The sequence below is a fragment of the Microcoleus sp. Pol12B4 genome, from assembly GCF_036701385.1.
In the GTDB taxonomy this organism is placed as follows: Bacteria; Cyanobacteriota; Cyanobacteriia; order Cyanobacteriales; family Microcoleaceae; genus Microcoleus.
This window is the reverse complement of record NZ_JAUBQR010000007.1, coordinates 19,145-44,742: the sequence shown is the minus strand read 5'-3', so window position 1 is coordinate 44,742 and position 25,598 is coordinate 19,145. Positions and strand designations below refer to the sequence as shown.

The window sequence follows — 25,598 nt, the reverse complement described above, 5'->3', positions numbered from 1 at the left end:
CGGTAGGGTGCGTCAGTGGGAAAATCCGAGTTTATCGTGCTCACCACAAGCCTGACGCACCATACAGGTTAATGGTGAATTAGTTGGGCGGATCGAATCGGTTCACCGACAAAGCAACACCGATCATCGGTAGCGCGACTCCGAAGCAAATCAACCACTGATCCAGATTCATCGGAGCCGTCTCAAATATGCGATTGACAAACGGAGAATTAGCAAAGATGATCTGCAAAATTATCGCCAGGACAATTCCCACACCGAGGGCGGGAGCGCCACTAACTTCTTCCTTAGATCCGCTAAATTTAGCAATCAAAGAAGGCAACAACTGGCTGAGACTCAACAGGTAAAAAATTCTCCCCATTACCAAAGCTTGAATCGCCATCGTGCGGGCCAGTTCCAAGGTTCCCCAAGGAGCTTGGCGTACCCATTCAAACATTCCGAAAATCAGAGTCCAGTTGTAAAGAGAAATAGCGATGATCCGCTTGATCCGATTTCCGGTGAGGAAAGCTTCGTTTACCGGTCGGGGCTGCTGTTTCATGACTCCCGCTGACTTGGGCTCGAAAGCCAGAGGCACAGTCATGGTGATCGAGTTGAGCATATTCAGCCAGAGAATTTGTAGCGACAAAATCGGCAATTCTCGACCGAGGAGGGTGCTGAGCAAAATTGTCATCGATTCTCCGCCGTTGACTGGGAGAATGAAGCTGATTGCTTTGAGCAGATTTTTGTAAACCGATCGCCCTTCTTCGACAGCAGATTCTATCGATGCAAAGTTATCATCAGTCAAAATCATGTCGGCGGCTTCCTTAGAAACCTCCGTACCGCTGCCCATCGCAATGCCGATATCCGCTTGTTTGAGGGCGGGCGCGTCGTTAACGCCGTCTCCCGTCATCGCCACAATTTCGCCTTTTTGCTGCAAAGCTTCTACGAGGCGGAGTTTTTGTTCGGGGGCGACGCGGGCAAAAACTGAACCTGCTTCTACAGCTTCGCCGAGTTCCTGCTTGCTCATGGAGGCGAGCTCGGCGCCGGTGTAGGCTACAAGTTCTCTGTGGTGCTTGGTTTTGCGGAATCCCATGCGGCGGGCGATCGCCTTGGCTGTAGCGATGTGGTCACCGGTAATCATTTTGACTTGGATGCCGGCAGTTTGACAAGCTTGGACGGCTGCGATCGCCTCAGCCCGCGGCGGGTCAATCATGCCTTGCAGTCCCAAGAAAACCAAGCCTGACTCCAAATCCGAGTGATCGACGGAATTTTGGCTTTGGGGTACTGGCTTTTTTGCTAAAGCCAAGACGCGCAAGCCTTGCTTTGCCATTTCATCGACTTGATGGTGAATTTGCGCGCGATCGACTTCTACCGGATTTCCTTGGGTATCGAGACTGGAACCGCAGCGGCCGAGAATTGATTCTACGGAACCTTTGACGTACAAAATTTTGCCACTGGGAGTTCGGTGCAGCGTCGCCATGTATTGAAACTGAGATTCAAAGGGAATTGAATCCAGCCGCTGCATTGACTTGGACAAAGTTTGCTGGCTCAAATCAGCTTTTTTGCCTGCAGCAATTAACGCTCCTTCTGTCGGATCTCCGACGACAATCCAATTATCGTCTTTGAATTCCAGGTGAGAGTCGTTGCAAAGGAGTCCGGCTTGCAAACATTCTTGCAAAGTTGGAGTTTGGCTGACAGTAATTGGCAGTTGGTTGAGTTGAATTTCACCTTCGGGGCTGTATCCCGTACCCGTAACCGAGTAGGATTCGCCGCCAGAATAGATTTCTTGCACCGTCATTTGGTTTTCCGTCAAGGTTCCGGTTTTGTCGGAACAGATGACTGTAGCGCCGCCGAGGGTTTCCACTGCGGGCAATTTGCGGACGATCGCGTGGCGATTTGCCATCCGGGAAACGCCTACGGCTAGGGTGACGGTGATGACGGCGGGTAAGCCTTCGGGAATGGCGCCGACAATCAGGGCGACAGCGGGTTCGACTGCTTCTTTAAAGGCTGAAACTCCCGCAGGGACTGGCCTCCCCAATCTGACGGCGAACGTCAAGGTTGCCATTCCCAACACGAATAGCAGCCAGTTTTGACTGAATTGGTTGAATTTGCGGGTTAAGGGGGTGGTGAGATCGATGTGCCGATCTAGTAGTTGGGAGATTTTGCCGGTTTCGGTTTTATTGGCGATCGCAATTACGATGCCGCTAGCTTGGCCAAAAGTGACAAAACTGCCGGCATAGGCCATGTTATCCCGTTCTGCTAGTGGCGTTTCTTTTGGCAGAACTATGTCTCCAGACTGTCCTAATTCTTTTTCGACAGCAACAGATTCCCCGGTGAGTCCCGATTCGTCGATTTGCAAGTCGCGGACTTTCACTAAGCGCAAGTCGGCCGGTACTTTGTCGCCGGAAGTCAGGATTACTAAGTCGCCGACAACGAGTTCTTTGGAGGGAATTCTTAATTTTTTCCCGCCCCGAATGACTGTGGCTTCGGTGGTGACAGCTTGGGCTAGGGCTTCAATTTTTTTCTCGGCTCCAGCTTCTTGGATGAAACTAATAGTAGCGTTGGTGGTTGTTACGCCCCAAATTACGCTAGCGTTTAGCCATTCTCCGATCACTGCTTTGATTAAACCTGCACTCAGCAAGATGATCAGGAGGGGTTGGTTAAATTGCAGGATAAATTTTAACCAGGCTGGTTTCCCTGCTTTAACAGTTAGTTCGTTGGGCCCGAATTTCTGTTGGCGATGGTTGGCTTCTGTCGGTTCTAAACCGCTTTCCAGGTTGGTTTCTAAGATTGTTGCAACCTGGGATATTTCTAGGTAGTGCCAATATTGCTCTGCTACGTCTACATCGTTGGCGGATCTTGATGGCATGATTCTTCCTGAATATTTGAGGTGTCTGACGAGCTTCGATCGCTCTTTAATAGGCACGCTCAATACAACTCACCGCTCGTTGGAGCGTGAATATATTGAGCGACCTAATTGTTTGTTGATTACTTTAACGGGCTGTGACTTACATCTATATTACAACGGATGTGCCCGTTTGTGGCAAGAGCTTTTGGGGATTTTTTTCGGCGCTAAATCTTGTTTGGGACTTGGTGGCTAAGATGGGGAAAAGTCGATCGAGTCTCTTGACATTTGGCAAATTTTAGGTGTGGTTAAAGAAATAGGGAAGAAGGCAGGAGGCAAAAGAAAAATGCTTCCACTCCCCTCTCTCCTCCTCCTCCGCTGTCCCCCGGACGAGCGCATAAATGTTACAACCTAGTTAAGCTACAATATTCTGAACTTATAGAAATAGTAGTGACGCTGGTGCTGGGTTCGGTGCTGTTAGTCTGGGGAATGCGTTTCGGGCGGGTGTTAGTTCGATCGTCCGTTACAGAAGAGCATTTATTTAAGGGCAGAAATTCGATCATCTTGGCTTTCGCGATGCCATCGCCTGCAAACATTTTGACTTCAATGCCGGCTGTTTGACAAGCTGGGAGGGCTGCCAGATTAATTGATGACTCAATGCCATCAATTGCTAGCCTGCTGGCCCCAAACACTGAGCACACTTTAGACAATTGAATTGAGATTTTGGGCTGCATCGTTCAATTGTTGAGTCCCTACTTTGGTTTGAGTAATACCACTAGCGGTTTCTTTGGCTGCTAGGTTGAGGCTGTTCATCGCCTCCACTACTTGTTTAATAGCAACTGCTTGTTGTTGAGCAGTTAGAGAAATTTGTTGATTGTTCAATACCACATTGTTAACGGCATTTGCTACTTCCGAGAAAGCGGCTGCCGTTTCTTGACTAATTTTTGTTCCTTCTTCTACTGTTTTAGTACCTTCCTTTGTCACCGTTACAGTGGAATTAATCGCACTCTTGATATCATCGACTAGGCGGTTAATTTTCTCGGCTGATTTCTTACTTTTATCTGCTAGTTTGCGGATTTCTGTGGCTATGACAGTAAAACCTTTGGCGTTTTCGCCCGCCCGGACTGCTTCTACTGAGGCATTTAGTGCCAGCATATTTGTTTGATTGGCTAAATCTGTGACATCAGTAGAGATATTGCCAATCTGATGGGTTTGTTGGCTCAATTGCAGAATTTGTGCCGCAATTGCCCCGACATTTTCTTTCAAAATTATCATCGATTCCAGGGTTTGCTCCACTGCTAGGGCTCCCTTTTCAGTGATCTGTAAAGCTTGGCGTGCAGATTCCGCACCAGCTTGGGCTTGCTGGGCTGATTGTTGGGAAGCAGCGCCCAACTCATCCATTGTGATTGTAGTTTGATTTACAGAGCTAGATTGCTGTGCTGCTGTGCGTTCCTGTTGTTCAACTGTGGCCGCAATTTCTGTGGAAGAACTGGCGATCGTATTTGCTACCTGATTGATTGGTCGGATAATTTTATTTGAAATAAATAATACAATAAATGAACCCAATACTACAGCAATAGCCGTACCTCCTATAGAAACAATTGTCGCTAATTGCTCCGACTGTTTTGCTAATTTTGTTCGTTGAACCAGTAGAGTATCTTCTACCTTAAGCATTTCTGCCAGCTTATCCCTAATTTCATCCATAAATATCTTGCCTTTACCTGAAATCACCAAGGCTCTTAGCTCTGGTTCTTTCCCAGCCCTTTTCAGGGATATAGTTTCCGCTAATTCATCTAGTTTTTGCTGACCCAACTTTTCAACTTGCTTCAAATTTTTAAGTTGCTCAGGGTTATCTTTTATTAACTCTTTTGTCTCATTTACTGTTTTATAAAATGCTAATTGACCACTTTTATAAGGTTGTAAAAATTCCTCCTTAGCAGCGAATATAAACCCCCGCTGTCCTGTTTCAGCATCCAGTAAATCTTTTTCTAGGGCTTGCAAATTTGTCTTGACTACATAAGTGTGCGTTTGCCACTCAATAGCTTCGGCTAAGTTATCCATACTCAATTTAGTGGCAAATCCGATGCTAAGCATTAACAAAAAAATGGAGCCGAAGCCCAACGGAACTACTTTACTAAGCCGAATAATATTTTGCCACATTTCACTTTTTACTCCTTGATTCGTTTTTGACTTTTGTGGGTAAGTTGCAGTATCAATAAATGCCTGCTCTTTTTTACCCAAGTAATTATTTAATCCCTAATACTAATTCATAATTAATGCCTTTTTTGTCTAGAAAAAATTTAGCGCTTCTTTTGGCTTTCCTTGCTTTACTAACTCAAACATTGACTCAGACTGATCAAGCAAAATCTGGAAAAGCTTAATTTCGAGCAAGCTATGCAGGTCAAGCCTTTAGAACTAAGGGTTGTTTTGCCTGCTTCGATTTTGGATAAATCCTGTTTATTCGATTGTAGCGGGAAATTGAGGAACGAAACCCAAACATCGTCAAATTCTCTCCCCCCACTCTTCTTCTCTCCCACTATTGATTGGAGTTCAAATCGATTGCATAAATGTTACAACCTAGTTAAGCTACAATATTCTGAACTTATAGAAATAGTAGTGACGCTGGTGCTGGGTTCGGTGCTGTTAGTCTGGGGAATGCGTTTCGGGCGGGTGTTAGTTCGATCGTCCGTTACAGAAGAGCATTTATTTAAGGGCAGAAATTCGATCATCTTGGCTTTCGCGATGCCATCGCCTGCAAACATTTTGACTTCAATGCCGGCTGTTTGACAAGCTGGGAGGGCTGCCAGATTAATTGATGACTCAATGCCATCAATTGCTAGCCTGCTGGCCCCAAACACTGAGCACACTTTAGACAATTGAATTGAGATTTTGGGCTGCATCGTTCAATTGTTGAGTCCCTACTTTGGTTTGAGTAATACCACTAGCGGTTTCTTTGGCTGCTAGGTTGAGGCTGTTCATCGCCTCCACTACTTGTTTAATAGCAACTGCTTGTTGTTGAGCAGTTAGAGAAATTTGTTGATTGTTCAATACCACATTGTTAACGGCATTTGCTACTTCCGAGAAAGCGGCTGCCGTTTCTTGACTAATTTTTGTTCCTTCTTCTACTGTTTTAGTACCTTCCTTTGTCACCGTTACAGTGGAATTAATCGCACTCTTGATATCATCGACTAGGCGGTTAATTTTCTCGGCTGATTTCTTACTTTTATCTGCTAGTTTGCGGATTTCTGTGGCTATGACAGTAAAACCTTTGGCGTTTTCGCCCGCCCGGACTGCTTCTACTGAGGCATTTAGTGCCAGCATATTTGTTTGATTGGCTAAATCTGTGACATCAGTAGAGATATTGCCAATCTGATGGGTTTGTTGGCTCAATTGCAGAATTTGTGCCGCAATTGCCCCGACATTTTCTTTCAAAATTATCATCGATTCCAGGGTTTGCTCCACTGCTAGGGCTCCCTTTTCAGTGATCTGTAAAGCTTGGCGTGCAGATTCCGCACCAGCTTGGGCTTGCTGGGCTGATTGTTGGGAAGCAGCGCCCAACTCATCCATTGTGATTGTAGTTTGATTTACAGAGCTAGATTGCTGTGCTGCTGTGCGTTCCTGCTGTTCAACTGTGGCCGCAATTTTTGTGGAAGAACTAACAATCATATTGACGGACTGATTCAGTGTCTCTGCAATTCCTGAAGCAATCCACCGAGCGATCGCAATTGCCATAATCGCTGCTAAAGCCGTGCTTAAAATCACCACTGTACTCAGGAACTGCAAAGCTTGAATCTGTTTCTTTTCTTGAGCGAATAAATTACTTTCCTCGGTTCTTTGAAACTCCTTAGCGATAGCATCAACCTGACGAAGCTTTGGTACAATTTGGCTCTTCCATAAGTTAAGTCCATCGTCTTGCTTACCTTGGTCAACCAAAGAAAAGGCTTGGTTATAGCCTTTGTCTATCTTATCTTGTAAGACATTCATTTCCTCTAGCCGCTGGCGCTGCTGTGGATTTTGAACCCGCTTCAGTAAATCCTGATAGAATTCGTCAAAGCTCTTTACCGCATTATTGTATTCAGTTAAAAAATCACTATCTTTTGCCAAAAAATACCCGCGAGCAGATTTTTGCATACCTGCAAATCCTAGCTGTTGCTCTTTCAAATCTATAACAACAGCATGAGAATTATTTAGCAATTTTCCTTTTTCTTCTACCTCTTTAGCATTAAAAAAAACCAAAGTAGCTGCTCCAACTGAAAGCAAAATCGGTATGGAATATCCCCACAGGATACGCTGTCTTAATTTGGTCGCTTTGAAGTTAATCATCGAAAATTTTCCTTATTGTTACAAAAAATCACTTAATCGCCTTCAAAGCAATAGGAACTGCATATCCGAGTAACATCAGGTTTCTCAGCTTTAAATTGGCAAACATGGCAATATCTCCTTTTAGGTTAGGTAGCTAAATTATCTGATTCTCAACCATTTATTCAGACTCATCAAAAAAATATGGCAAAACTTAATATCCAAAATCGATGCAGGTCAAAGTTTTTAGGCTTGAGGATTGTTTTGCCTGCTTCGATTTTGGATAAATCCTGTTTATTCGATTGTAGCGGGTAATGGAGGAACAAAGCCCAAACATCGTCAAATTCTCTCCCCCACTCGGACTCCCTCCAACTCTTGATTGGGGTGTAAGTCGATCGCATAAATGTTACAACCTAGTTAAGCGATCAAATTCTGAACTTATGGAAATATTTGTGACGCTGGTGCTGGGTTCGGTGATGTTACTCTGGGGAATGCGGTTCGGGCGGGTGTTAGTTCGATCTGGAGTAACGGCTAACGATTTGTTTAAGGGCAGAAATTCGATCGCCCTAGCTTTTTTGGGTTTTTATATTGCCTTGCTGCTACTGGCTCTAAATCTGCCTCAAATGCCAGCTTTGCCGATCGAGTGGCGCTTTCACGGGATGCGAGTTACTTGGACTTTGCTACGAGTCATGTTGATGGGAGTCTGCGGTATTGGTTTTAGTATAAGTTGGTTTACCGCGCGATCGCAAGTAATCGCAGTAATTTTAATTTGCTTGTTAGGATTCGGAGGATTTACAGGCGCTGAAAACTATTTTATGGCGCCCATTTACGCTGATTTAATAGATAATTTGCTGCCCAACGGTGTATTTCGACAAACATCTAACAGCAGTTGCGCGCCGGCGGCGCTAGCAACAGTGTTGAGACGTTGGGGAATCGAGGCGACGGAATCGAGTGTAGCGCGTTTTGCCGGCACTAGTCGCTTGGGAACTTCCATGCCTCAGTTAATAATAGCAGCAAGAGCTTTGGGCGTAAATGCGATCGAACTGGCGCCCACTTGGGAGCAAATTCAGCAAATTAATCGCCCCGGAGTGCTAGCAGTTTGGCTGTTTGACGGTCCTCGGAAACTACCGCACGCGGTGGCTTTGCTGGGAATGAATGACAGTATTGCTGCAATTGGAGACCCGGCGCGGGGCAGGATTTTCTATTTAGATAGGGCAACTTTTGCCCAGATTTGGCGCGAGGAATACGTGCCGATTTTTCGTTCTGCAGATATCTGGTTAAGTGACAAACAAGCTATGGATTATTTGAGTAAATTAGGATATAATAGCGGCGATTTAAAAGCCGATATCGAGCGCTTTCAAACAGATAAAAAATTAAAAGTCAGTGGCAAGTTAGACCGGATGACTGAATTAATGTTGAGCGGCAGTTTTTTGCAAGAAGTCCCCAGATTGGATGGGAAATAGTTATTAAAAATCGTCAACTGCAGACGCACTCTTGACGCAGAGGGAAGAGGAATTGTGCAGTTTTTTTAAACAATAGTTGAGCCATCCGTTCTTAGCGATCGCAAAGATTTGATAAACCCAGCAGATGATCGGCGATCGCACCTTGGTAGCGTGGCTGCATGAAATTACCGTAAGCGTAGGGAGCTGCATCTAATTCCTCCTATATTTTTAAGGTCGATCGCACTTGGGCTAACCTCACCGTTTTTGACAATTGGGAACAGTTGAATCGCCCCTTTTAGGCTCAGACAGCTTGACTTCCCATCCAGGTAAATTCCACCAATTAACTCGCTTATTCGGCTGAATCCAGAAGTCTAGTTGCACGATCTTGCCATCCTCAAATCTGAGTGTGGGAAAGGTAGGATAACTGGTATCATCGGTTTCGCGATAAGTGCGTCCCAGGTAATTTAGGCAGGTCGTTAATCCCTCAGTAATTCCCAATTCTTCCACTCCCATTCCCTTCAATTTGGCATCGTCGTAGCTGAAAGAACCGTCGAATGAATTGCCTGCTAACCCGCCTTTGGTAACAGTGATGGTGAAATCGTAGGTTATGGGAACTGCGTAGGCTTGGGTTGCAGTTACAACTGTGCTCAGAATAGTAGTGGCGATCGCCACCGAGAGTTTTGAAATTGCTTGCACACTCGCATCTCGAAAAAGAACCACACTATAAATTTCGCTTGCAGCCATCGGGAAACTCCTTGATTACACTTCTACAGTAAGTGATTTTTCGGATATGATATCATAAGTAATCCGTTAAAGGCGATCGCAGCCGAGTGCCACGCGAACAAAAATTACCGCCTCTGGTTAATCCTGTATACTTTTTTTGCACTGAAAACCCCAAGCGAAAACACTCGTCTTTAATTGCCCAAAATTAACTGAGTAGATTTAACCACATTCATTCCCGCAGCCGCAAATTTTTGATAAGCTGCATCTGCTTGTTCCGTAAAATCTACAACCCCCGGAACAACCACAGGCGAAGTGCAATCTTCCAGCAAATAAACCTTCTTTGCCAAATTCGGATCTCGCACCAAAATTTCCGTTAACAAATCATCAATTGTCCAAGCAACGCAGTGACTTTTGGCTTGGCCGGCAATAATTACTGCATTAAAATTGAGCAATTTATCCATAAACTTAGCATTCTTTTCCGCAATCGGATTGCCGTCGAATCCATCTAAAACTTCTGGCCGCAAAACCGAATAATTTTCTGTTAGCGGATTCCCGCCTTTGATTTCAAAAAGTGCTTGGCTGTTGCGGGCTATTGTATGAAAAAATACTGCTTCTTCAACCGCGGAAACCAGGGCGTGTCCGATGCCACCCAGCATCGAGTGATAGGGCCAAATTGTCAGGGGATATTTCCCATCGTCGCTGAGTTTTTTGACGTAGTGGCAAACCTGTTTTTCCAGGGTCAACAAATTGCCCCCGCTGATGCTATCGGCGACGGCTGGATTGACTTTCCAAATGCCTTCCTGCACATCTTCTAAAGTAATTAATGTGGCGGCGGGTAAGGGGTGTTCGCCTGCTTCGTTGATCCAAAAGATTGGATGAAAAATTTGCATGGCGGTGTGGGTATCAATGGTAGGTGCAATGGTTGTAATTGCGTTTAAATTGCGGTATATAAATTCGGACAGCCGCAGGTTGTCATCAACTGCACCGCTACCGGAACGCCCCCCAACAAATAGTTCAAATTCGGGCAAACAAAAGGTATTTTGGGCATCAATTATCAGCAAACAAATGCGGTTTTTATCGCTGGATGCTGGCTGGATGCTGTGCTGCTTTGCCCAATCTTGCGCTTGGACGGCACGTTCTTGGTAGGGGACTCGCCAGACTTCGCCTACTTTTTTGGGGTCGAAATGTTCGGGGATTGGAAGTTGGGCTTTTGGTGTCATGACGTATCGCTTGTAGGGGAGTTTACAGTAATAATTTAAGTTGGGAGTATAATGCTGATAAATATTTGCGGGTAAATCATGGCAAAAGAACGAATCCAAGATTATTATAGGGTAAATTTTAAACACATAGTATTGTTTTTTTCGATCGCCCTTTTGCTCGCTTTCTTAATTGTAGCAACTAGATCTGCCTACGTTCAAGATATTTTGAGAACTCTGTTAATGTGGATTGAGGATTTAGGCTGGTGGGGGCCAGTGGCTTTTGTAGCTACTTACAACTTGGCTACTGTGCTGTTTGTACCGGGTTCGGTACTGACGCTGGGAGGGGGGGCGATTTTTGGTTTGTGGTGGGGTTCAGTTTACGTATTTGCGGCGTCCATTTTAGGCGCTGTGTTTGCTTTTGCGATCGGGCGCTATTTGTGCCGCGATCGCGTGGTAAAATATATGGAATCTCACCCCAAGTTTAAAGCTCTCGATCGCGCAGTTTCTCAAGAAGGGTTAAAAATAGTTTTTTTGACTCGTCTTTGTCCTTTATTTCCTTTCAATTTATTGAATTACGCTCTGGGAATCACTCAAGTTTCTTTGAAAGATTACGTGCTGGGTTCCTTTGGCATGATACCTGGTACAATTATGTACGTTTACTCCGGTTCTTTGGTGGGAAATATTGCGGCGATCGGTGCGATATGTCAGTCAACAAATCCCCAAACAGAAGCAGCAAAATGGTCGCTCAATATCCTCGGTTTTCTTGCTACTGTGGCTGTAACTGTTTTTCTCACTAGGATAGCCAGCAAAGCTTTGGAAGAAAGTATTTAATTAGGAGGATTTGCGAATGCCCCAGTCAAAAGTCGATCGCGTAACGGTCCCCCCGATGGACGAACACAACCAGAAATTAGTCTCCTATTTGCATCCGTCCGATTGGGTAAATCCGCAGCCGGCTAGTTCTTATAATTTAGTAGTAATTGGCGCGGGTCCCGCTGGATTAATTGTTGCTGCCGGTGCGGCAGGTTTGGGCGCGAAAGTTGCTTTGATTGAAAAACATTTGATGGGCGGCGACTGTTTGAATGTCGGTTGCGTGCCGTCAAAAGCTTTAATTCGATCGTCCCGCACTGTTGGCGATATCTGGGAAGCAAGTAAATTCGGTGTTAATATTTCTGACAGTGTAGAAGTGGATTTTGCCGCTGTGATGGAACGGCTGCGCCGCATCAGGGCGGGCATCAGCGATGTTGATTCTGTTCAACGATATCAGGAGAAATTAGGAGTCGATGTTTTTCTGGGTTCTGGTCGTTTTACTAGCAACAATACAGTAGAAGTTGCAGGTCAAACTCTCCGCTTTAAAAAAGCAGTAATTGCCACAGGTGCAAGGGCGCGACAACCACAAATTCCCGGCTTACAAGAAGCTGGATATCTGACAAATGAAACTGTTTTCAACCTGACAGAAAGACCTCAACGTTTGGTCGTAATTGGTGCAGGACCGATCGGCTGCGAATTAGCTCAAGCCTTTCGGCGGCTGGGTTCGGAAGTCGTATTGCTGCACAAAAATGCTCAGATTTTAGACAAGGAAGATGCGGATGCTGCTACGATTCTACAACAGGCTTTTGTAAAGGAAAAAATTCAGCTAATACTTGAATCCACAATAGAGCGCGTTGAAAAAACAAATGCAGGCAAAGTAATTTATTATAAATATCAAGATAAGGAAGCATCGGTAACAGTAGATGAAATTATTGTGAGTACAGGGCGATCGCCTAACGTGGAAGGATTGAATCTGGAGGCGATCGGCGTTGAATACGATACACGAACAGGCGTATTTGTCAACGACAATTTGCAAACTACAAATCCCCGAATTTATGCCGCAGGCGATATTTGCATGAAACATAAATTTACTCACGCTGCTGATTTTGCTGCGAGAATGGTAATTCAAAACACTCTATTTTTCGGGCGCAAAAAGCTCAGCGCTTTGACGATACCTTGGTGTACTTACACAAACCCGGAAATTGCGCGCGTCGGAATTGGGGAACACGAGGCTAAGGAAAAAGGCATTGATATCGATACATTTTTAATTCCTTTCAGTCAAGTCGATCGGGCAATTATTGACGGCGAAGAGGAAGGATTTGTGAAAATTCACGTCAAGAAAGGCAGCGATAAAATATTAGGTGCAACTATTGTAGCGCGACACGCTGGGGATATGATCGGCGAGATTACTTTGGCAATGGTTAACAATATTGGTTTAGGAAAAATTGCTAGCACAATTCACCCGTATCCGACACAAGCTGATGCAATTCGGAAAGCGGGAGATGCTTACAATCGCACTCGTTTGACGCCGTTTGTGAAAAATTTGTTTAACCGCTGGCTGGCTTGGACGCGATAGATAAATAATTGTGGAACAGGCATCTTGCCTGTTCATTATCGGCTTTTATGGGCGGCGTCGAAGCCCAACCCCTACTCTCCACAAGAAAATTCACTCTCTGTGGAACAGGCCAGAAAGCGTGTTCAGGAAAGAGGTGCAAAATGAAGGGTGTTTTTATGCTTCTGTTTCTGTTTTTGTTTCAAATCCAACACCTTCATACAAAAGTGCGATCGGCAAATCAAACCCAATAGTTGATAAAGTGATAATCTCCCCAGCAGTGTAAGAATAGTACAGCCACGTTCTCCCCTCTCCCCGACAGTAACGCTCAACAAAAATCTTTTGTGAATCAATCAAGATATACTCTTGCAAAGTCGGAATTTTTAGGTAACAAGTGAATTTTTCATCCCGATCTTTAGCACTTGTACTGGGAGAAAGAACTTCCACAATGATTTTAGGATTCTGAATGAAATTGCGCGAATTAATGTCTTCTGGATCGCAACTGACTATCACATCAGGGTAGTAGTAACGGCTTTGAAAGTTAACTTGCAATTTCACATCTGACACGTTCATCCGACAGCCTATGGAACGCAGATGCGGGCGTAATGCAGTGTAAAAGTTAAGTGCAAGATCGTTATGAGGAATTGTACTGCCCGTCATGGCAAAAACTTCGCCGTTGACATATTCGTGGCGAATCTCTTGTTGAGCTTCCCATTCGAGATATTCCTCAACGGTCATTTTTTGGGCTGGTTGGGGAATGGATATCATAACAAAATTTTTGTCAATGTTACTTTGATTGTAGCATTAGGAGTTGGGAGAGCGCCCGCGCAAACAAACCCTGCCTTAAAAATCGCCTTCATCTACTTGGAATACCGTCAATCCCAAGCCTCTCCACATATCAACAACTTGTTGGCGATCGTCCAACACAAACTTAACATTATATTTTCCTTCAATATGTCGCCGATAGAACTCCTCTTTAATAATCGAATCCTTCCTCATATCTCCGGTTTTCCGCATATAAAGACTGGCATAATTAACCTCGTACTGCTGCAACCATTTTTTAGTTTGAGGCTGACAGTCATCTGTGCGGCCCGACACTACAATAATATTAACGCTGGACTGCCACTTGCGAACGGTATCTAAGACGGGCTGATTGGGCAAATCGCGATCGCACCTCGAAGCATCAAAAGGATTTCTGCCGTTGAGAAGTGCCAGGGTACCGTCCATATCGACAATAATTGCATCCGGCAAATCCGGGTTATATTCCGGCGGCGCAACAGGAACACGCACGTACTTATTGTACATCTTCATAATCACATCTTTGCCCACTGAATTAAGCCTTTTCAAATCCCGTTTAATACATTCCTCAACGGGAACTTGGAGAAAAGAATCATTAACTTCCACAACAGCTTTACCTTTAACCAACTCCTTGATATGCTCGATGTGAGGCCCGAAATTAGTATCATCAACAATGACGTGCTTGCCACTTTCCAAAGCCGTCAAAATAATCGTATCTCTCAACTGCACAATAAATTTTTCATTGGCCGGCGACCAATGAGAAGCGTGAGCCATTTCTCTGAGCAAATCTTTATTGCTACGCACCCACTTTGCAGGTTCCGACAGCAGCAACTCCCTAGCAAATTGAGATTTACCCGAAGCAGGTAAACCAACAAGTACAAGAACTCTTTTCATGCCAATTGGTAATGGTAATGGATAATTGGTAATTGCTAATTTGCAACTTAATTCTTTAGTCCGCGTAGGCGGACTTTGTTTGTGTAGGAGCGGTTTCAACCGCCGATTTTCTGCGAACCTCACAATCCTAGATGGATGTAATCTAAACTCAATAGCTCCTCTATTTTATGGATCGTAACATCACGAAGAGCTTCTTTCACTCCCGCAACTCTTCGGGCTCGCAAAGAAAACAAAATCCCGGAATACGGCAAATGTTTCACAGCTAATGCAAAATCTTTCTGGAATTCGATATGTTCGTGCTGTCGGTAAGCTTCCTCGATTTCTTCAACCAAAGATTGATATTTGTCCTTAACTTTTTGATACAACTCACTCCACTCAGGAAAATAAGCTAAAAACTCTTCTCCTTCATTAGTTAAAACAATTTCTATCAGGCGGCGAGTCGAAAACCCTTCGCGGAGATGGGAAATCGCGACATATTGCGGAGACTTAACTTTAACTCTGTTGAAGTTAGCGTCGCATATAATATACCCTTCCGAATCCATAGGATCTAAACGTTGAGCCGCTTCAATAACTTCTTTCCAGCTAGTTAAAGGATAGGATGCTACCAATTCCCAGCCGTATTTATTTGCCCAAATACTTGGGTTTGTTTCTAGCAGCGTTTGAGTGTTGCGAACCCCGTGTAGCACGATTTGATTGTTTTGTTGCTGGACAACTATTCTATTGTAAGGCGTCATCAGCTCAAATATAAAACACTGGTCGGTTTCTTGTGGCAATTGATATCCCAATTCTTGCCAGACTTTCCAAAAAAGTTCCGCAAAGCTGAACCCAAAACCATTAACTTCGCCGGCGGCATCGGGAGTGCCGCTAGATTGTACCCTCCATTCTCCGTTGTAAAAATACAGTACAGTCAGAGAACCGTCTAGTTTTTCATAAACTTTGGCATTTCTCCAATCAATTGCAGCGGCGTGAATTTCTCCGTAATTAAAAAATTTGTCGTAGGGATAAGAAACTATCTGCCAATCTTGAGATGAATCTAAAATAATGCCTCGGCACTGCTGGACTATTTTGTCGCCTAGGGGAGATTCTATCTGCGAGTATTTCAGACAGACTAAATCGGGATATTGGCGGTGGCGGGTAACTTTGATCTGATAAGTTTCGGACAAACTTTCCAATCCGTGCTGGCGCAAATACTCTTGCAGTTCCACGATCGACTCCTAAATTGCTCGCCTTCTCTATATTATAGATGACTCCATATTCTGGCAACCTTGTCAAGATAGTCAAAAAACATTTCTCCCGGAAAAGCGAGTGTTAATTTTGTATTTTCAATTATGGTTGTACATAGGTGAATGTGGTTTGCCACCCAACTAAACTCTTTGAATTTTAAGGGAAAAGACCGTGAAGAAGAAATTATTACTTTTGGCTACTTCTGCTGGTGTATTGACTGCTTTAGTACCTCTCTCAGTTGTTTTTGGCTCTTCGCCATTGTCGCAGCGACAATCGGGAACAACACAAATTGCTCAAGGAGACACTGCGGTTTCGGTAAATCAAATTTTGCAAAAGTTAAAAGGCAAAACGCAAGTGCCTATTTTTATTCCCAGCAGGATTCCGCTTTCGGGAAAAATGTACTATCCAACTACAGCACAAGCAAATAGCTATACTATTTCAATCGATTATAAACCAGATTGCGGCGGTACGACAGTTTGCTCTTTTGGGTCAATTCTAGGTCAAAAAGGCGGGGAGTTTACTACAAAACTAGAAGGGGTAACTAAGACGTTAAAAAATGTCAAACTTGCGGGCGGAGTGAAAGGAGTTTATCATAACGGTTGCGGGGCTTACTGCACAGCAACTCTTCAGTGGAAAACTCAGGGTTTTATGTATACCGTCGCCATTAAGAACGGACGAGAATCTGATGTAATTTTAATAGGAAATTCTGCTATTCAAGCTGGGAAGCGTTAAGTTTAGCAGTCGGGGAGGCGCAACTTCTATATGTAGGGTGCGTAAGGGCGCACCTTACCCTTATTGTATGATATATCTTAACTCGCACTCGCCCCTTACAAGATGCTATTGTTTTTTTGCGCTGATCTACTTAGGGAGAAATCAGAATGAGGGGAAGATGGCTATTTGCGGCGATTTTTGCTTGTGTGGTGACTGCTTTTACTATCGCACCTTTGACACCAAACTCAGCGTTAGCAAGGACTGAACTCCCGATTACAGAAATCCGCTGGTTTAATTATTCCAGTGAAGATAGCTGGCAACCGATACAATTTATTGTACCCGATCGCAATACTACACAATCTGCCGGCAGCTCCAAGTTGCGGTTGTACGATGTTCATATTGCCAAGATGTTTGAGATTTCGCGTTTTTTGTGCGATCGCGATCGCACTTGGGCCGGTTACAATTGGTCTTACGGAGCCGCAAATGGCAACATTGACATGGGAAACTTCAAAATTAGCTGCAATCTCGCCCGTACCACAGCCACAACTTACGGGTTAGGGAAACCAGAAATTACAGTAATTCGCCGCAATTTCGACCTTCCAGGCGGCCAGCCATCTGTTGCTGTAAAAAAATATTCTATTCCTACTCTGAACGTTGAGAAAACTAGAGTTGTACAATGGAGAAACTTTGTCCAAAAATTCCCCCCAATTCCCAACAATTCAGGTACAAATCAAGCTAATACTCGTTTTCCAGTAAGTAACATTTCTCAGCAAATCAAAGGCAAAACTCGAGTACCTGTTTTTCTACCGAGCCTACTTCCTTTATCTGACACTCAGCAACTTGATTTTGACGTGCAAGCTGGCTCCCACGGTTACATTGTTGAAATGTATTTAGGCAAAGACTGCCGCGGCGGAGCTTGTGCTTTTGGCACAATCACAGCTAAAAAAAATGAACCGTTTTCGCCTCCATCGCAATTGCCGAGGGATACTTATAGAAGCATTGAATTAGCAGGCGGAATGAGGGGAATTTATTTCCAGACTTGTGGTAATTACTGCATTTCTTATGTGGAGTGGCAAAGGCTGGGTGTACTTTACCGAGTAAGTCTCAAAAATGGAAGGCAGTCAGAAGTTGTTGGGATAGCAAATTCTGCTCTTCAAGCAGGGCAACGTTAAATTTGGGTGGGAAATGGAAAAGCTACGCGCGAGCGAAGCTATCCCTTTCCCCGAACGGATTCCCGAAGGGTAGGGAATCGCTCTTTGGTCAACGAAGCTGCTACAAATAAATACGATCGCCCTTTTTCCCTCGCCACTACATTTCTCTCCCCAAATCCCGCAACCTTTGAGCTAATTCTTTCTCGCTGCTGTTGAGCTAACTGCTCGTGCCAACTAGGTTCATCCGGCTCGACCTTAGGTAAATCTTACATCGCCTGCCGCCTTTGCTTCGGAATGTCGATCGCCCCCATGCCAGCAACGCCCAATGCTGGATGGGAAACATCATCAAGAATAACTGCTACTGGCGGTCATACGATTTTTGATTTTAGATTGGCAATGGCTTATTATGTAAAGGTTTGGAGCTTGCCTACCGTTGCATCCTTTTTTCAAACAGGCGGTCAAAATCTGGTATTTCTATTTTATCGCCTGAATTATCCCAACCAGCAATTAAAGTCCCCACCTGCGGTACGCTAGATCAGGTGAATATATTGGCTGATTTCAAGCTATCCTCCGATCGATCTTATGTCCCCAACCACATCTGCCCCTTCCCGAACCGTTCGCATCGGTTCCCGCAAAAGCCAACTCGCTCTCGTGCAAACCCACTGGGTGCAAGAACAGCTACAGAAACACTTCCCGGAACACACTTTTGAAATCCACACCATGTCCACCCAAGGGGACATAATTCTTGATGTCGCCCTCGCTAAAATTGGCGATAAAGGACTTTTCACCAAAGAATTAGAAACGGGGATGATTAACAATGAAACGGACTTTGCCGTTCATTCCCTCAAAGATTTGCCTACCAATTTGCCGGAAGGTTTAATTTTAGGATGCGTCACCGAACGGGAAAATCCCGCTGACGCCCTGGTAGTTCACTCCAAGCATAAAGACAAGCAACTCGACACCCTGCCAGAAGGTTCAGTAATCGGCACTTCTTCCCTGCGGCGGCTAGCTCAACTGCGACACCATTTCCCTCATTTTGAATTTAAAGATATTCGCGGTAATCTCAATACTCGACTCGCTAAATTAGATGAGGGCGGTTACGACGCGATTATTTTAGCAGTTGCCGGCCTCGAAAGATTGGGAATGGGCGATCGCATCCACCAAATTATCCCTGCTGAAATCTCCCTTCACGCCGTCGGACAAGGTGCTTTGGGCATCGAATGCCGCGCCGGAGACACAGAAATCATGGCACTGATTAAAGCTCTCGAACACTCGGAAACCGCCCAAAGATGTTATGCAGAACGCGCATTTCTGCGGGAATTAGAAGGCGGCTGTCAAGTGCCGATCGGCGTCAATACCAAAATAGAAAACGGTCAATTAACCTTAACCGGAATGGTATCGAGTCTCGACGGCAAGCGGTTCGTCAAAGATACTGTTTCCGGTGCCGCCGAGACTGCTGAAATGCTGGGAATTGACCTCGCTCACCGCCTGCGCCAACAGGGTGCTAGTGCAATTTTGGAGGAAATATTTGTCCAAGTTCAACGTGGTTCCTAAAACCCATCCGCATCTCTTTGTCAATGCTTTTAGACGCGATATATCGCCTTTTATAAAATAAAAATAACAGGCGGTTTGCTTTGGCAAAACAGGTAGAGTAGCAGTCTGGTTGTAGATTTTTGATGGGATTTTAGGTAAGACTTGCGCGATAGATTTCAAAAATATCTGACTAATTTAGGACGCTCCGCACGGGTGTTAAGCAACCCGGTTTATGATGTAAGTCTCGCTGTATAGCCCAAGATTTATGGTAAAAACCGGTTTTTTTTCGTAAGTCCTATAATTCTTAACCTACCCATCCACAATCTACAATCAAACATCCAAAATTAATCAGCAATTTATTTCAGGTAAAGGCCAAATATGAGCGCTAGAGAAATTCAATTAAAGCTGGAATTGAAAAACGTTCAGCAACTGTATAGCAAAATGCAGGCCGACCAACAAGCTTTGCAGAAGCAATTGAAAGAGTTCAAAACTCAAGCAGGAAATTTGTCGGATGTAGTCGAGCAAGTCTTGCCGTCGGTAGTGTCAATTTACGTCATGGATTGGGATACAGAAGAAGAAATTTCTTCTGGAAGCGGGTTCTTTGTATCGCCGGACATAATTGTCACGAACTATCACGTTATAGAAGATATTGCCGATCAAGATTACTTCTATGAAGAAGATGAAATCGAACAGGTTTTAGTCGAAACTCACGACGGAAAATTGAGATTGGCCGAGGTGGTGTTTACTGGTAATGCTGAAGAAGATTTAGCCTTACTCTTAATTAGCGATTTTACCTTCGACCCGAACACAGGAGAACAAGTGGACTCTCCCCAAGAATATCCTCCCCTAGAGTTGTCTTTTGATGTGAAAGTGGGAGATAGAGTAATTGCTGTGGGCAATCCTTTGGGCCAGTTTGCTTCAACTGTAACTCAAGGTATTGTGAGTGCAATTCGCGAACCGGAGGAATATGAAGAAGGCGATGACGACGAAGATGATGTTGCTGAGGTGAAGGTGTTGCAAACAGATGCAGCCATTAATCCGGGCAATTCCGGCGGACCGCTGATTAATATGGCAGGTCAAGTTGTTGGGGTGAATACGTGGGGATGGGAAGATGCTGATAATATTAATTTGGCGATCGCCTCTGAAGCTTTGGATGATTTTCTAGCGGGATTTGAGGAGACTTTTGAGGACAATTCTCAGAATTAGCCGGGAGTTGTCCGGGGAGGATCTCATATTTGTAAAAACACTTCTTTTGGCTCCTTCCTTCTTCTCCTTTCCTCGCAGCTTCGGGCCTCCTGTCTCCTGCCTCAAAACTCCATTGGCTACTTTCATTAAGATGCTCCCGTTGTCCATAATATGTGATTCGGGCGTTGGCGAAGCCCTCGAAGAAGAGCGCTTTTTTTCTCAGAGGGTATGAAAAAGGTACTCGCTATTTCCTTAATTAGATACTGATGGCTTTGGGGGCAGTTTTACTAATGGGTAAAGGTGAGCAGACTTCATACAATTTTTGATGTTTACCGTCCCTCAGAAAGTGACAGATAAGTTTGATTAAAGCGTGAAAATTATCGCGGGAGGAGAGTACGGGCGATCGCACTTTCATCCTCTGCCACTGTTACCTCAAAAAGCGATCGCTCTCTTTTTTATTGCAGATGAACCGACGCCGATCTGAGAATAGGGATCGAAAATTATTTATTTGGCACGATCGCGTTAATATTGTGACGCTCCCCATTTAAACTTAATCTAGACTAACAATCTCAAGGAACACAAAAAAATAATGCGTATTTTATTTGTATCCGCCGAAGCAGCACCTCTCGCTAAAGTGGGCGGTATGGGCGATGTCGTCGGCGCTTTGCCTAAATTTTTGCGGCGCATGGGACACGATGTCCGCATCTTCATGCCCTACTACGGTTTTATCCCCGACAAAATGGACGTTCCCAAAAAACCTGTTTGGGATGGGTCTGCCATGTTCCAAAGCTTCTCGGTCTTTGAAAGTGTTTTGCCGGGAACCGATGTACCTTTATACTTATTACAACATCCATCTTTCTTGCCGCGCCGAGTTTACGGCGGTTTAGATGAAGATTGGAGGTTCACTTTCTTTGCCAATGCTGCGGCTGAATTTGCCTGGAATCATTGGAAGCCCCAAATTATCCACTGTCACGACTGGCATACGGGGATGATACCTGTTTGGATGAGCCAAGACCCCGATATCAGCACGGTTTTTACTATTCACAATTTAGCTTATCAAGGGCCATGGCGCTGGCGTTTGGAGCAGATGACTTGGTGTCCTTGGTATATGCAAGGTCACAATACAATGGCCGCTGCTGTACAGTTTGCCGATCGAGTAAATACAGTTTCACCGACTTACGCCGAGCAAATCAAAACCCCAGCTTATGGGGAAACTTTGGAAGGTTTGCTGTCTTACCTCGGCGGTAAAGTATCAGGCATTTTGAATGGAATTGATACAGAATCTTACAACCCCGCCACTGACAAGTACCTCCATCAACAATTTAGTGTTGATACTATTGAAAAGCGCCCCGCTAATAAAATTGCGCTGCAAGAAGAAGTCGGCTTGGAAGTGAATAAAAATGCTTTTTTGATCGGCATGGTGACAAGGCTGGTAGAACAGAAGGGATTGGATTTGATAATTCAAATGCTCGATCTGTTCATGGCCTATACCGACGCTCAATTTATTGTACTCGGAACGGGCGATCGCTACTACGAAACCCAACTTTGGCAAATGACAGCCCGCTATCCCGGTCGGATGTCCACCCAACTACTTTACAACGAGGCCCTCTCCAGGCGCGTTTACGCAGGCTGCGACAGCTTCCTGATGCCCAGCCGTTTCGAACCCTGCGGCATCAGCCAAATGCTCGCCCTCCGCTACGGGTGCGTGCCAATGGTTCGCCGCACCGGCGGTTTAGTCGATACCGTTTCCCACAACAACCCGATTGACAATACTGGTACAGGTTACTGTTTCGATCGCTACGAACCCCTCGATTTGTTCACCTGCATGATCAGAACTTGGGAAGGTTTCCGCTACAAAGATAAGTGGAAAGAACTGCAACAGCGCGGCATGAGAGAAGATTTTAGCTGGGATATTTCGGCCCGGAAATACGTCAACTTGTACAGCGATGTTTTGGGACTGCCACCAGAAGAAACCGCACCGGAACCAGAGGCAGAATTGAGCGTTGGCAAGGGTTAATTTTAGTAAGGTGCGTCAGTCGGTGTTCGATTCAACTGAATCCAAGGGCGCTCGGCTGACGCACCCTACAGCTTAGTAAGGTGCATGAGTCAGTTTTTGATTGAATTTAATCGATCGACTACCTACTGACAAATTAATCAATAAATAAATCGAGAGGTAAATGACCGTAAGTGCCCGTAACTCCACCTTCTGAGGCAGATTGACACGAAATCAAAACGCCCCGGTAAGTTCCGGGATAGCCGTCAACATAATACGACCCCTTCAAAGTATTGAACTTAATATAAACCGAACCAGCAAAGGTCGAGACAGCATTGGGATCTAAAACAACTTGATATCCCAAAGCTTTCAAATAAGCTTCTAAAGCTAAAAACCCCTCATCCGTCGAAGCAGCGCACACTCCCAACATTTGATAATCCGACAAACTTGCTACCAACAAAATAGCTTGACGGAGGGCCTTTTTTTCCAGCGGTGATGCTGCCGATTGCATATCCAGACAAGTGAAATCCTTGAGGATTTGCTGTGCTTCTTCAACAGTTAGGGTAGTCGGGTTTTGAGTAGACATGAATTGCTCTGAATATTTCCCAAAATTACGATCGACACTGGGGTACTCGTCAACGAATTTCTGCCATTGCAACCCTCGATCGACGGCGGTAACACTTGCACAAGTCCTGATTATAGCCCATTGTGTGCTCTGGAAATCAATTCTGGCGATCGTCTTCAATGACTTAGCCAACGCCCGTATCGCAGAAAAAAGCTAGTAGTTTTTACCCGCGTTTTCAAGTTTAGATCGGTCCGGGTTTTTTCAGTTTTGCTAGCGCATCTTCTGCCGCATTTTTCTCAGCATCTTGTTTGCGACGGCCCCGGCCAACACCGTACATTTTACCGCTGACATACACTTCTGCCGTGAACTCTTTGGCATGATCCGGGCCTTCCTCGTCAATGATTGAATATTCCGGGTTTTGACCGAATTTTGCCAGAGCCCACTCCTGAAATCGATTTTTAGAATCTACAAGGTTTTTTTGCCCAGCATCGGACTGAGGGTAAATCATACTATCAGCAACTGGAATAAACAGCTTTTTAACAAAGGCGCGGACAGGTGTAATGGTTGAGTCGAGATAGTATGCACCAATAATCGCTTCAAAAGTATCGCAAAGCAAAGAGGGATTTTGGCGACCTTTATCTTGTTCTGCCCCTTTTCCCAGGCGCATTAACTTGCCTATACCTAGTTGCTCAGCAAACTTTGCTAGCTGATCCTGATCGACTAATCCAGAACGCAAGCGAGTTAATTGAGCTTCGCTAAAATCTTCATAGCGCTTGTACAAGACTTCGCCAACTAGATAACCTAGCAGGGCGTCGCCGAGGAATTCTAGTCGCTCGTTGTGTTCGCCTGCTTCTGGGTGTTCGTTAACGTAGGAACGGTGAGTGAGCGCGCGAATGAGGAGTGATTCATTTTTAAATTTTGGTAGTTTGTACATTTTTATGTCTTGACTTGCTGGGAAATTAATATCTAAAACGTCTCTATATTAGCCGGACTTTTTTTAGTGCGACTTCAGCAGCACGTTTTTCAGCTTCTTTTTTACTGCGACCGCTACCTTGACCGTATACTTGTCCATTTATACGCACTTCCACAGTAAATTCTTTAGCGTGATCTGGCCCTGCCTCCTGGATCGTGATGTATTGAGGGGTAATTGGCCCGATATTCTGGTGTACACATTCCTGAAGCTGATTTTTTGGATCTACAAAAATGTTAGAGTCCGGTTCTGGCTGAGAAGAAATAACTTCTTCCACTACTGACGTAAATTGCGGTTCTACAAAATCGCGGACTGCCTCAATGCCGGAATCTAGAAAATACGCGCCGATAATTGCTTCAAAAGTGTTGCTGAGCAACGACTCTTTAGCGGTGCCTCCATTTGTTGCTTCACCTTTGCTTAATCGCATCCATTTGCCAATGTCTAACTCGATCGCAAACTTCGCTAACTGTGCCTTATCTACTAACGCAGAACGTATGCAAGTCAGTTCACCCTCACTTTTATTTGAATAATCACGATAGAGATACTCAGCGCTCAGGAAAGTTAACAAGGCATCACCAAGAAACTCTAGTAGCTCGTTATCTTCACTTACTTCTTTCGGATTTTCGTAAAGATACGAGCGGTGAGTCAGTGCCTGGTTTAACAAAGAAGCATCCTGAAAATTTAGTGTTTCTAGTAATTCTGCTAAACTTGCTCTAAAGCGAGATTCTTCAGCAGAAGAACTTCGAGTTTCGTGACGAGTTTGCTCTTGAGAAAGAAGTCGCATGACATCTTGTTTTTGCTTTTCTAATTCTTTAATATCTGCATCTGAGGCAGCTATAGCTTTAAGTAGTTTGGCAATACTGCCGAGAGCGCGATAGGTATCTTCACTGGAAAATGAGGAATTGTGCGCCCAATTATTGCGGACTTCTATAAGTTCAATCACTAGAGCATTTTCAAAAGGAGTTAGATGCTTTTTGAAGACATTATCCCACTGCTTTGACATGACTGACAACAGGGTCAAAACATCTTCACGCAGAATATTATCTATTATTTTTCTTTTGGGTATTTTATTGTTGACCAAGCAATCTTGAGCCTTTGCCAGCCAGCGCTCGCCGTAAAATGCTTGCATTTGCTGTTCCACATAAGGGTACAATCTCTGACAGAGAAATTTTAAAGCATTGCCAACTCGTTCGTTATTGTTCATTGCCATCTTTGTTATTTCCTTCTCTCGAACACTTAAGGTAAATTATGGTTTTTATTTCTGGGTAAAACCCGGTTTATTTGAAAAACCGGGGTGATGAATTGAGATGTTACCTATAAACACTTACCCCCTTACCCAGTTGGGAGGGTAGAGACTGTTTCCGCGAGACTGGTTGCATGAAAGACAAGCAAGTCGTAGGTTTTCTATACAGTCAGATCCACCGCGACTTTTGGGGCGCAAATGTTCAATAGTCAGTTGATTCCTTGGGAGAAATTTACCGCACCACCAACAGTTCTGACCATAATCATCGATCAGTTTTTGCTTCTTGTTATGCTTCTGCTTTGGATTCATTTCGGTTTCCTTTTGCTTGTTGTTTACAACAGCATTGAAACATCAGTTATCCAGCAAATAAGGAATGTTGCTTAGGGATTGGGAAGAGATGAATATTCTCAAACAAATAAGATTTAAAAGTAGGGATTAATGCTACTTCTAATTTACTTATCTTATAGGGATAATTTTCTGTCGGACAA

The 25,598-nt window shown here is 44.5% G+C and carries 25 protein-coding genes; 10 read left to right on the top strand and 15 right to left on the bottom strand.

The window, feature by feature from the left end:
* Positions 1 to 79: 79 nt before the first annotated feature.
* Entirely contained in the window at positions 80 to 2,845 is a 2,766-nt protein-coding gene (locus QUA38_RS02305) for an HAD-IC family P-type ATPase (RefSeq protein WP_333158837.1), read from the bottom strand.
* Between QUA38_RS02305 and QUA38_RS02300 the strand changes: the two genes are divergently transcribed.
* Positions 2,844 to 3,077, top strand: a complete 234-nt coding sequence (locus tag QUA38_RS02300) for a hypothetical protein (protein ID WP_333158835.1) — start codon at positions 2,844 to 2,846, stop codon at positions 3,075 to 3,077. The genes QUA38_RS02305 and QUA38_RS02300 overlap by 2 nt on opposite strands.
* Before the next feature lie 148 nt (positions 3,078 to 3,225).
* Here QUA38_RS02300 and QUA38_RS02295 read toward each other — a convergent pair whose 3' ends face one another.
* The 4 genes from QUA38_RS02295 to QUA38_RS02280 form a co-directional block, all read right to left on the bottom strand.
* Positions 3,226 to 3,513, bottom strand: coding sequence for a hypothetical protein (locus QUA38_RS02295; protein WP_333158831.1), 288 nt, complete (start codon positions 3,511 to 3,513; stop codon positions 3,226 to 3,228).
* A gap of 10 nt (positions 3,514 to 3,523) precedes the next feature.
* Positions 3,524 to 4,981 carry a CHASE3 domain-containing protein gene (locus tag QUA38_RS02290; protein WP_445305022.1) on the bottom strand — a complete coding sequence of 486 codons (1,458 nt, stop codon included), beginning with the start codon at positions 4,979 to 4,981 and terminating at the stop codon, positions 3,524 to 3,526.
* 410 nt (positions 4,982 to 5,391) lie between these two features.
* Complete coding sequence (locus tag QUA38_RS02285) at positions 5,392 to 5,679, bottom strand: hypothetical protein (protein WP_333158831.1); 288 nt, start codon at positions 5,677 to 5,679, stop codon at positions 5,392 to 5,394.
* A gap of 10 nt (positions 5,680 to 5,689) precedes the next feature.
* Entirely contained in the window at positions 5,690 to 7,144 is a 1,455-nt protein-coding gene (locus tag QUA38_RS02280; protein ID WP_333158829.1) for a methyl-accepting chemotaxis protein, read from the bottom strand.
* Between the two features lie 416 nt (positions 7,145 to 7,560).
* On the opposite strand from QUA38_RS02280, the gene QUA38_RS02275 reads away from it, so the two are divergent.
* Positions 7,561 to 8,583 (top strand): cysteine peptidase family C39 domain-containing protein, encoded by a 1,023-nt coding sequence (locus QUA38_RS02275; protein ID WP_333158827.1) that lies wholly within the window; start codon positions 7,561 to 7,563, stop codon positions 8,581 to 8,583.
* A gap of 3 nt (positions 8,584 to 8,586) precedes the next feature.
* Here the strand turns inward: QUA38_RS02275 and QUA38_RS02270 are convergent, their stop codons facing one another.
* From QUA38_RS02270 to QUA38_RS02260, 3 genes are all read right to left on the bottom strand, one after another.
* On the bottom strand, positions 8,587 to 8,772 hold the full coding sequence (locus QUA38_RS02270) for a hypothetical protein (protein ID WP_333158826.1): 186 nt from the start codon (positions 8,770 to 8,772) through the stop codon (positions 8,587 to 8,589).
* Positions 8,773 to 8,817: 45 nt separating this feature from the next.
* On the bottom strand, positions 8,818 to 9,306 hold the full coding sequence (locus tag QUA38_RS02265) for a hypothetical protein (RefSeq protein ID WP_333158824.1): 489 nt from the start codon (positions 9,304 to 9,306) through the stop codon (positions 8,818 to 8,820).
* Positions 9,307 to 9,476: 170 nt separating this feature from the next.
* Entirely contained in the window at positions 9,477 to 10,505 is a 1,029-nt protein-coding gene (locus tag QUA38_RS02260; protein WP_333158822.1) for an isochorismatase, read from the bottom strand.
* Positions 10,506 to 10,583: 78 nt separating this feature from the next.
* On the opposite strand from QUA38_RS02260, the gene QUA38_RS02255 reads away from it, so the two are divergent.
* A complete protein-coding gene (locus QUA38_RS02255; protein WP_333158820.1) occupies positions 10,584 to 11,315 on the top strand; it encodes a TVP38/TMEM64 family protein in 732 nt (243 codons plus the stop codon).
* 16 nt (positions 11,316 to 11,331) lie between these two features.
* Entirely contained in the window at positions 11,332 to 12,867 is a 1,536-nt protein-coding gene (locus tag QUA38_RS02250) for a mercuric reductase (RefSeq protein ID WP_333158819.1), read from the top strand.
* 153 nt (positions 12,868 to 13,020) lie between these two features.
* On the opposite strand, the gene QUA38_RS02245 is transcribed toward QUA38_RS02250, so the two are convergent.
* The 3 genes from QUA38_RS02245 to QUA38_RS02235 all read right to left on the bottom strand — a co-directional run bounded on the left by QUA38_RS02245 (position 13,021) and on the right by QUA38_RS02235 (position 15,740).
* On the bottom strand, positions 13,021 to 13,611 hold the full coding sequence (locus QUA38_RS02245; protein WP_333098243.1) for a Uma2 family endonuclease: 591 nt from the start codon (positions 13,609 to 13,611) through the stop codon (positions 13,021 to 13,023).
* Between the two features lie 75 nt (positions 13,612 to 13,686).
* The gene (locus QUA38_RS02240) at positions 13,687 to 14,535 is read right to left on the bottom strand and encodes a phosphatase domain-containing protein (RefSeq protein WP_333158816.1); all 849 of its coding nucleotides are present in this window, start codon (positions 14,533 to 14,535) and stop codon (positions 13,687 to 13,689) included.
* 119 nt (positions 14,536 to 14,654) lie between these two features.
* Positions 14,655 to 15,740, bottom strand: coding sequence for a T4 RnlA family RNA ligase (locus tag QUA38_RS02235; protein ID WP_333158814.1), 1,086 nt, complete (start codon positions 15,738 to 15,740; stop codon positions 14,655 to 14,657).
* 190 nt (positions 15,741 to 15,930) lie between these two features.
* Between QUA38_RS02235 and QUA38_RS02230 the strand changes: the two genes are divergently transcribed.
* The 6 genes from QUA38_RS02230 to glgA all read left to right on the top strand — a co-directional run bounded on the left by QUA38_RS02230 (position 15,931) and on the right by glgA (position 22,356).
* Positions 15,931 to 16,491 (top strand): hypothetical protein, encoded by a 561-nt coding sequence (locus tag QUA38_RS02230; protein WP_333158812.1) that lies wholly within the window; start codon positions 15,931 to 15,933, stop codon positions 16,489 to 16,491.
* Positions 16,492 to 16,637: 146 nt separating this feature from the next.
* Positions 16,638 to 17,642, top strand: a complete 1,005-nt coding sequence (locus QUA38_RS02225) for a hypothetical protein (RefSeq protein WP_333158810.1) — start codon at positions 16,638 to 16,640, stop codon at positions 17,640 to 17,642.
* Between the two features lie 288 nt (positions 17,643 to 17,930).
* Positions 17,931 to 18,155, top strand: a complete 225-nt coding sequence (locus QUA38_RS02220) for a hypothetical protein (RefSeq protein WP_333158808.1) — start codon at positions 17,931 to 17,933, stop codon at positions 18,153 to 18,155.
* 48 nt (positions 18,156 to 18,203) lie between these two features.
* Positions 18,204 to 19,175, top strand: coding sequence for a hydroxymethylbilane synthase (gene hemC / locus QUA38_RS02215; RefSeq protein ID WP_333158805.1), 972 nt, complete (start codon positions 18,204 to 18,206; stop codon positions 19,173 to 19,175).
* 357 nt (positions 19,176 to 19,532) lie between these two features.
* The gene (locus QUA38_RS02210) at positions 19,533 to 20,360 is read left to right on the top strand and encodes a trypsin-like peptidase domain-containing protein (protein WP_333158803.1); all 828 of its coding nucleotides are present in this window, start codon (positions 19,533 to 19,535) and stop codon (positions 20,358 to 20,360) included.
* A 568-nt stretch (positions 20,361 to 20,928) separates the two neighbouring features.
* Positions 20,929 to 22,356, top strand: coding sequence for a glycogen synthase GlgA (glgA, locus tag QUA38_RS02205; RefSeq protein WP_333158801.1), 1,428 nt, complete (start codon positions 20,929 to 20,931; stop codon positions 22,354 to 22,356).
* A 133-nt stretch (positions 22,357 to 22,489) separates the two neighbouring features.
* On the opposite strand, the gene QUA38_RS02200 is transcribed toward glgA, so the two are convergent.
* From QUA38_RS02200 to QUA38_RS29240, 4 genes are all read right to left on the bottom strand, one after another.
* Positions 22,490 to 23,089: a DUF1824 family protein gene (locus QUA38_RS02200; RefSeq protein WP_333158799.1), complete on the bottom strand. Its 600-nt coding sequence runs from the start codon at positions 23,087 to 23,089 to the stop codon at positions 22,490 to 22,492.
* Between the two features lie 49 nt (positions 23,090 to 23,138).
* Positions 23,139 to 23,831, bottom strand: a complete 693-nt coding sequence (gene rnc, locus QUA38_RS02195) for a ribonuclease III (RefSeq protein ID WP_333158797.1) — start codon at positions 23,829 to 23,831, stop codon at positions 23,139 to 23,141.
* A 43-nt stretch (positions 23,832 to 23,874) separates the two neighbouring features.
* Positions 23,875 to 25,071 (bottom strand): ribonuclease III, encoded by a 1,197-nt coding sequence (gene rnc, locus QUA38_RS02190; RefSeq protein WP_333158796.1) that lies wholly within the window; start codon positions 25,069 to 25,071, stop codon positions 23,875 to 23,877.
* Positions 25,072 to 25,191: 120 nt separating this feature from the next.
* Positions 25,192 to 25,419, bottom strand: a complete 228-nt coding sequence (locus tag QUA38_RS29240) for an HNH endonuclease (protein ID WP_445305021.1) — start codon at positions 25,417 to 25,419, stop codon at positions 25,192 to 25,194.
* Positions 25,420 to 25,598: the final 179 nt, after the last annotated feature.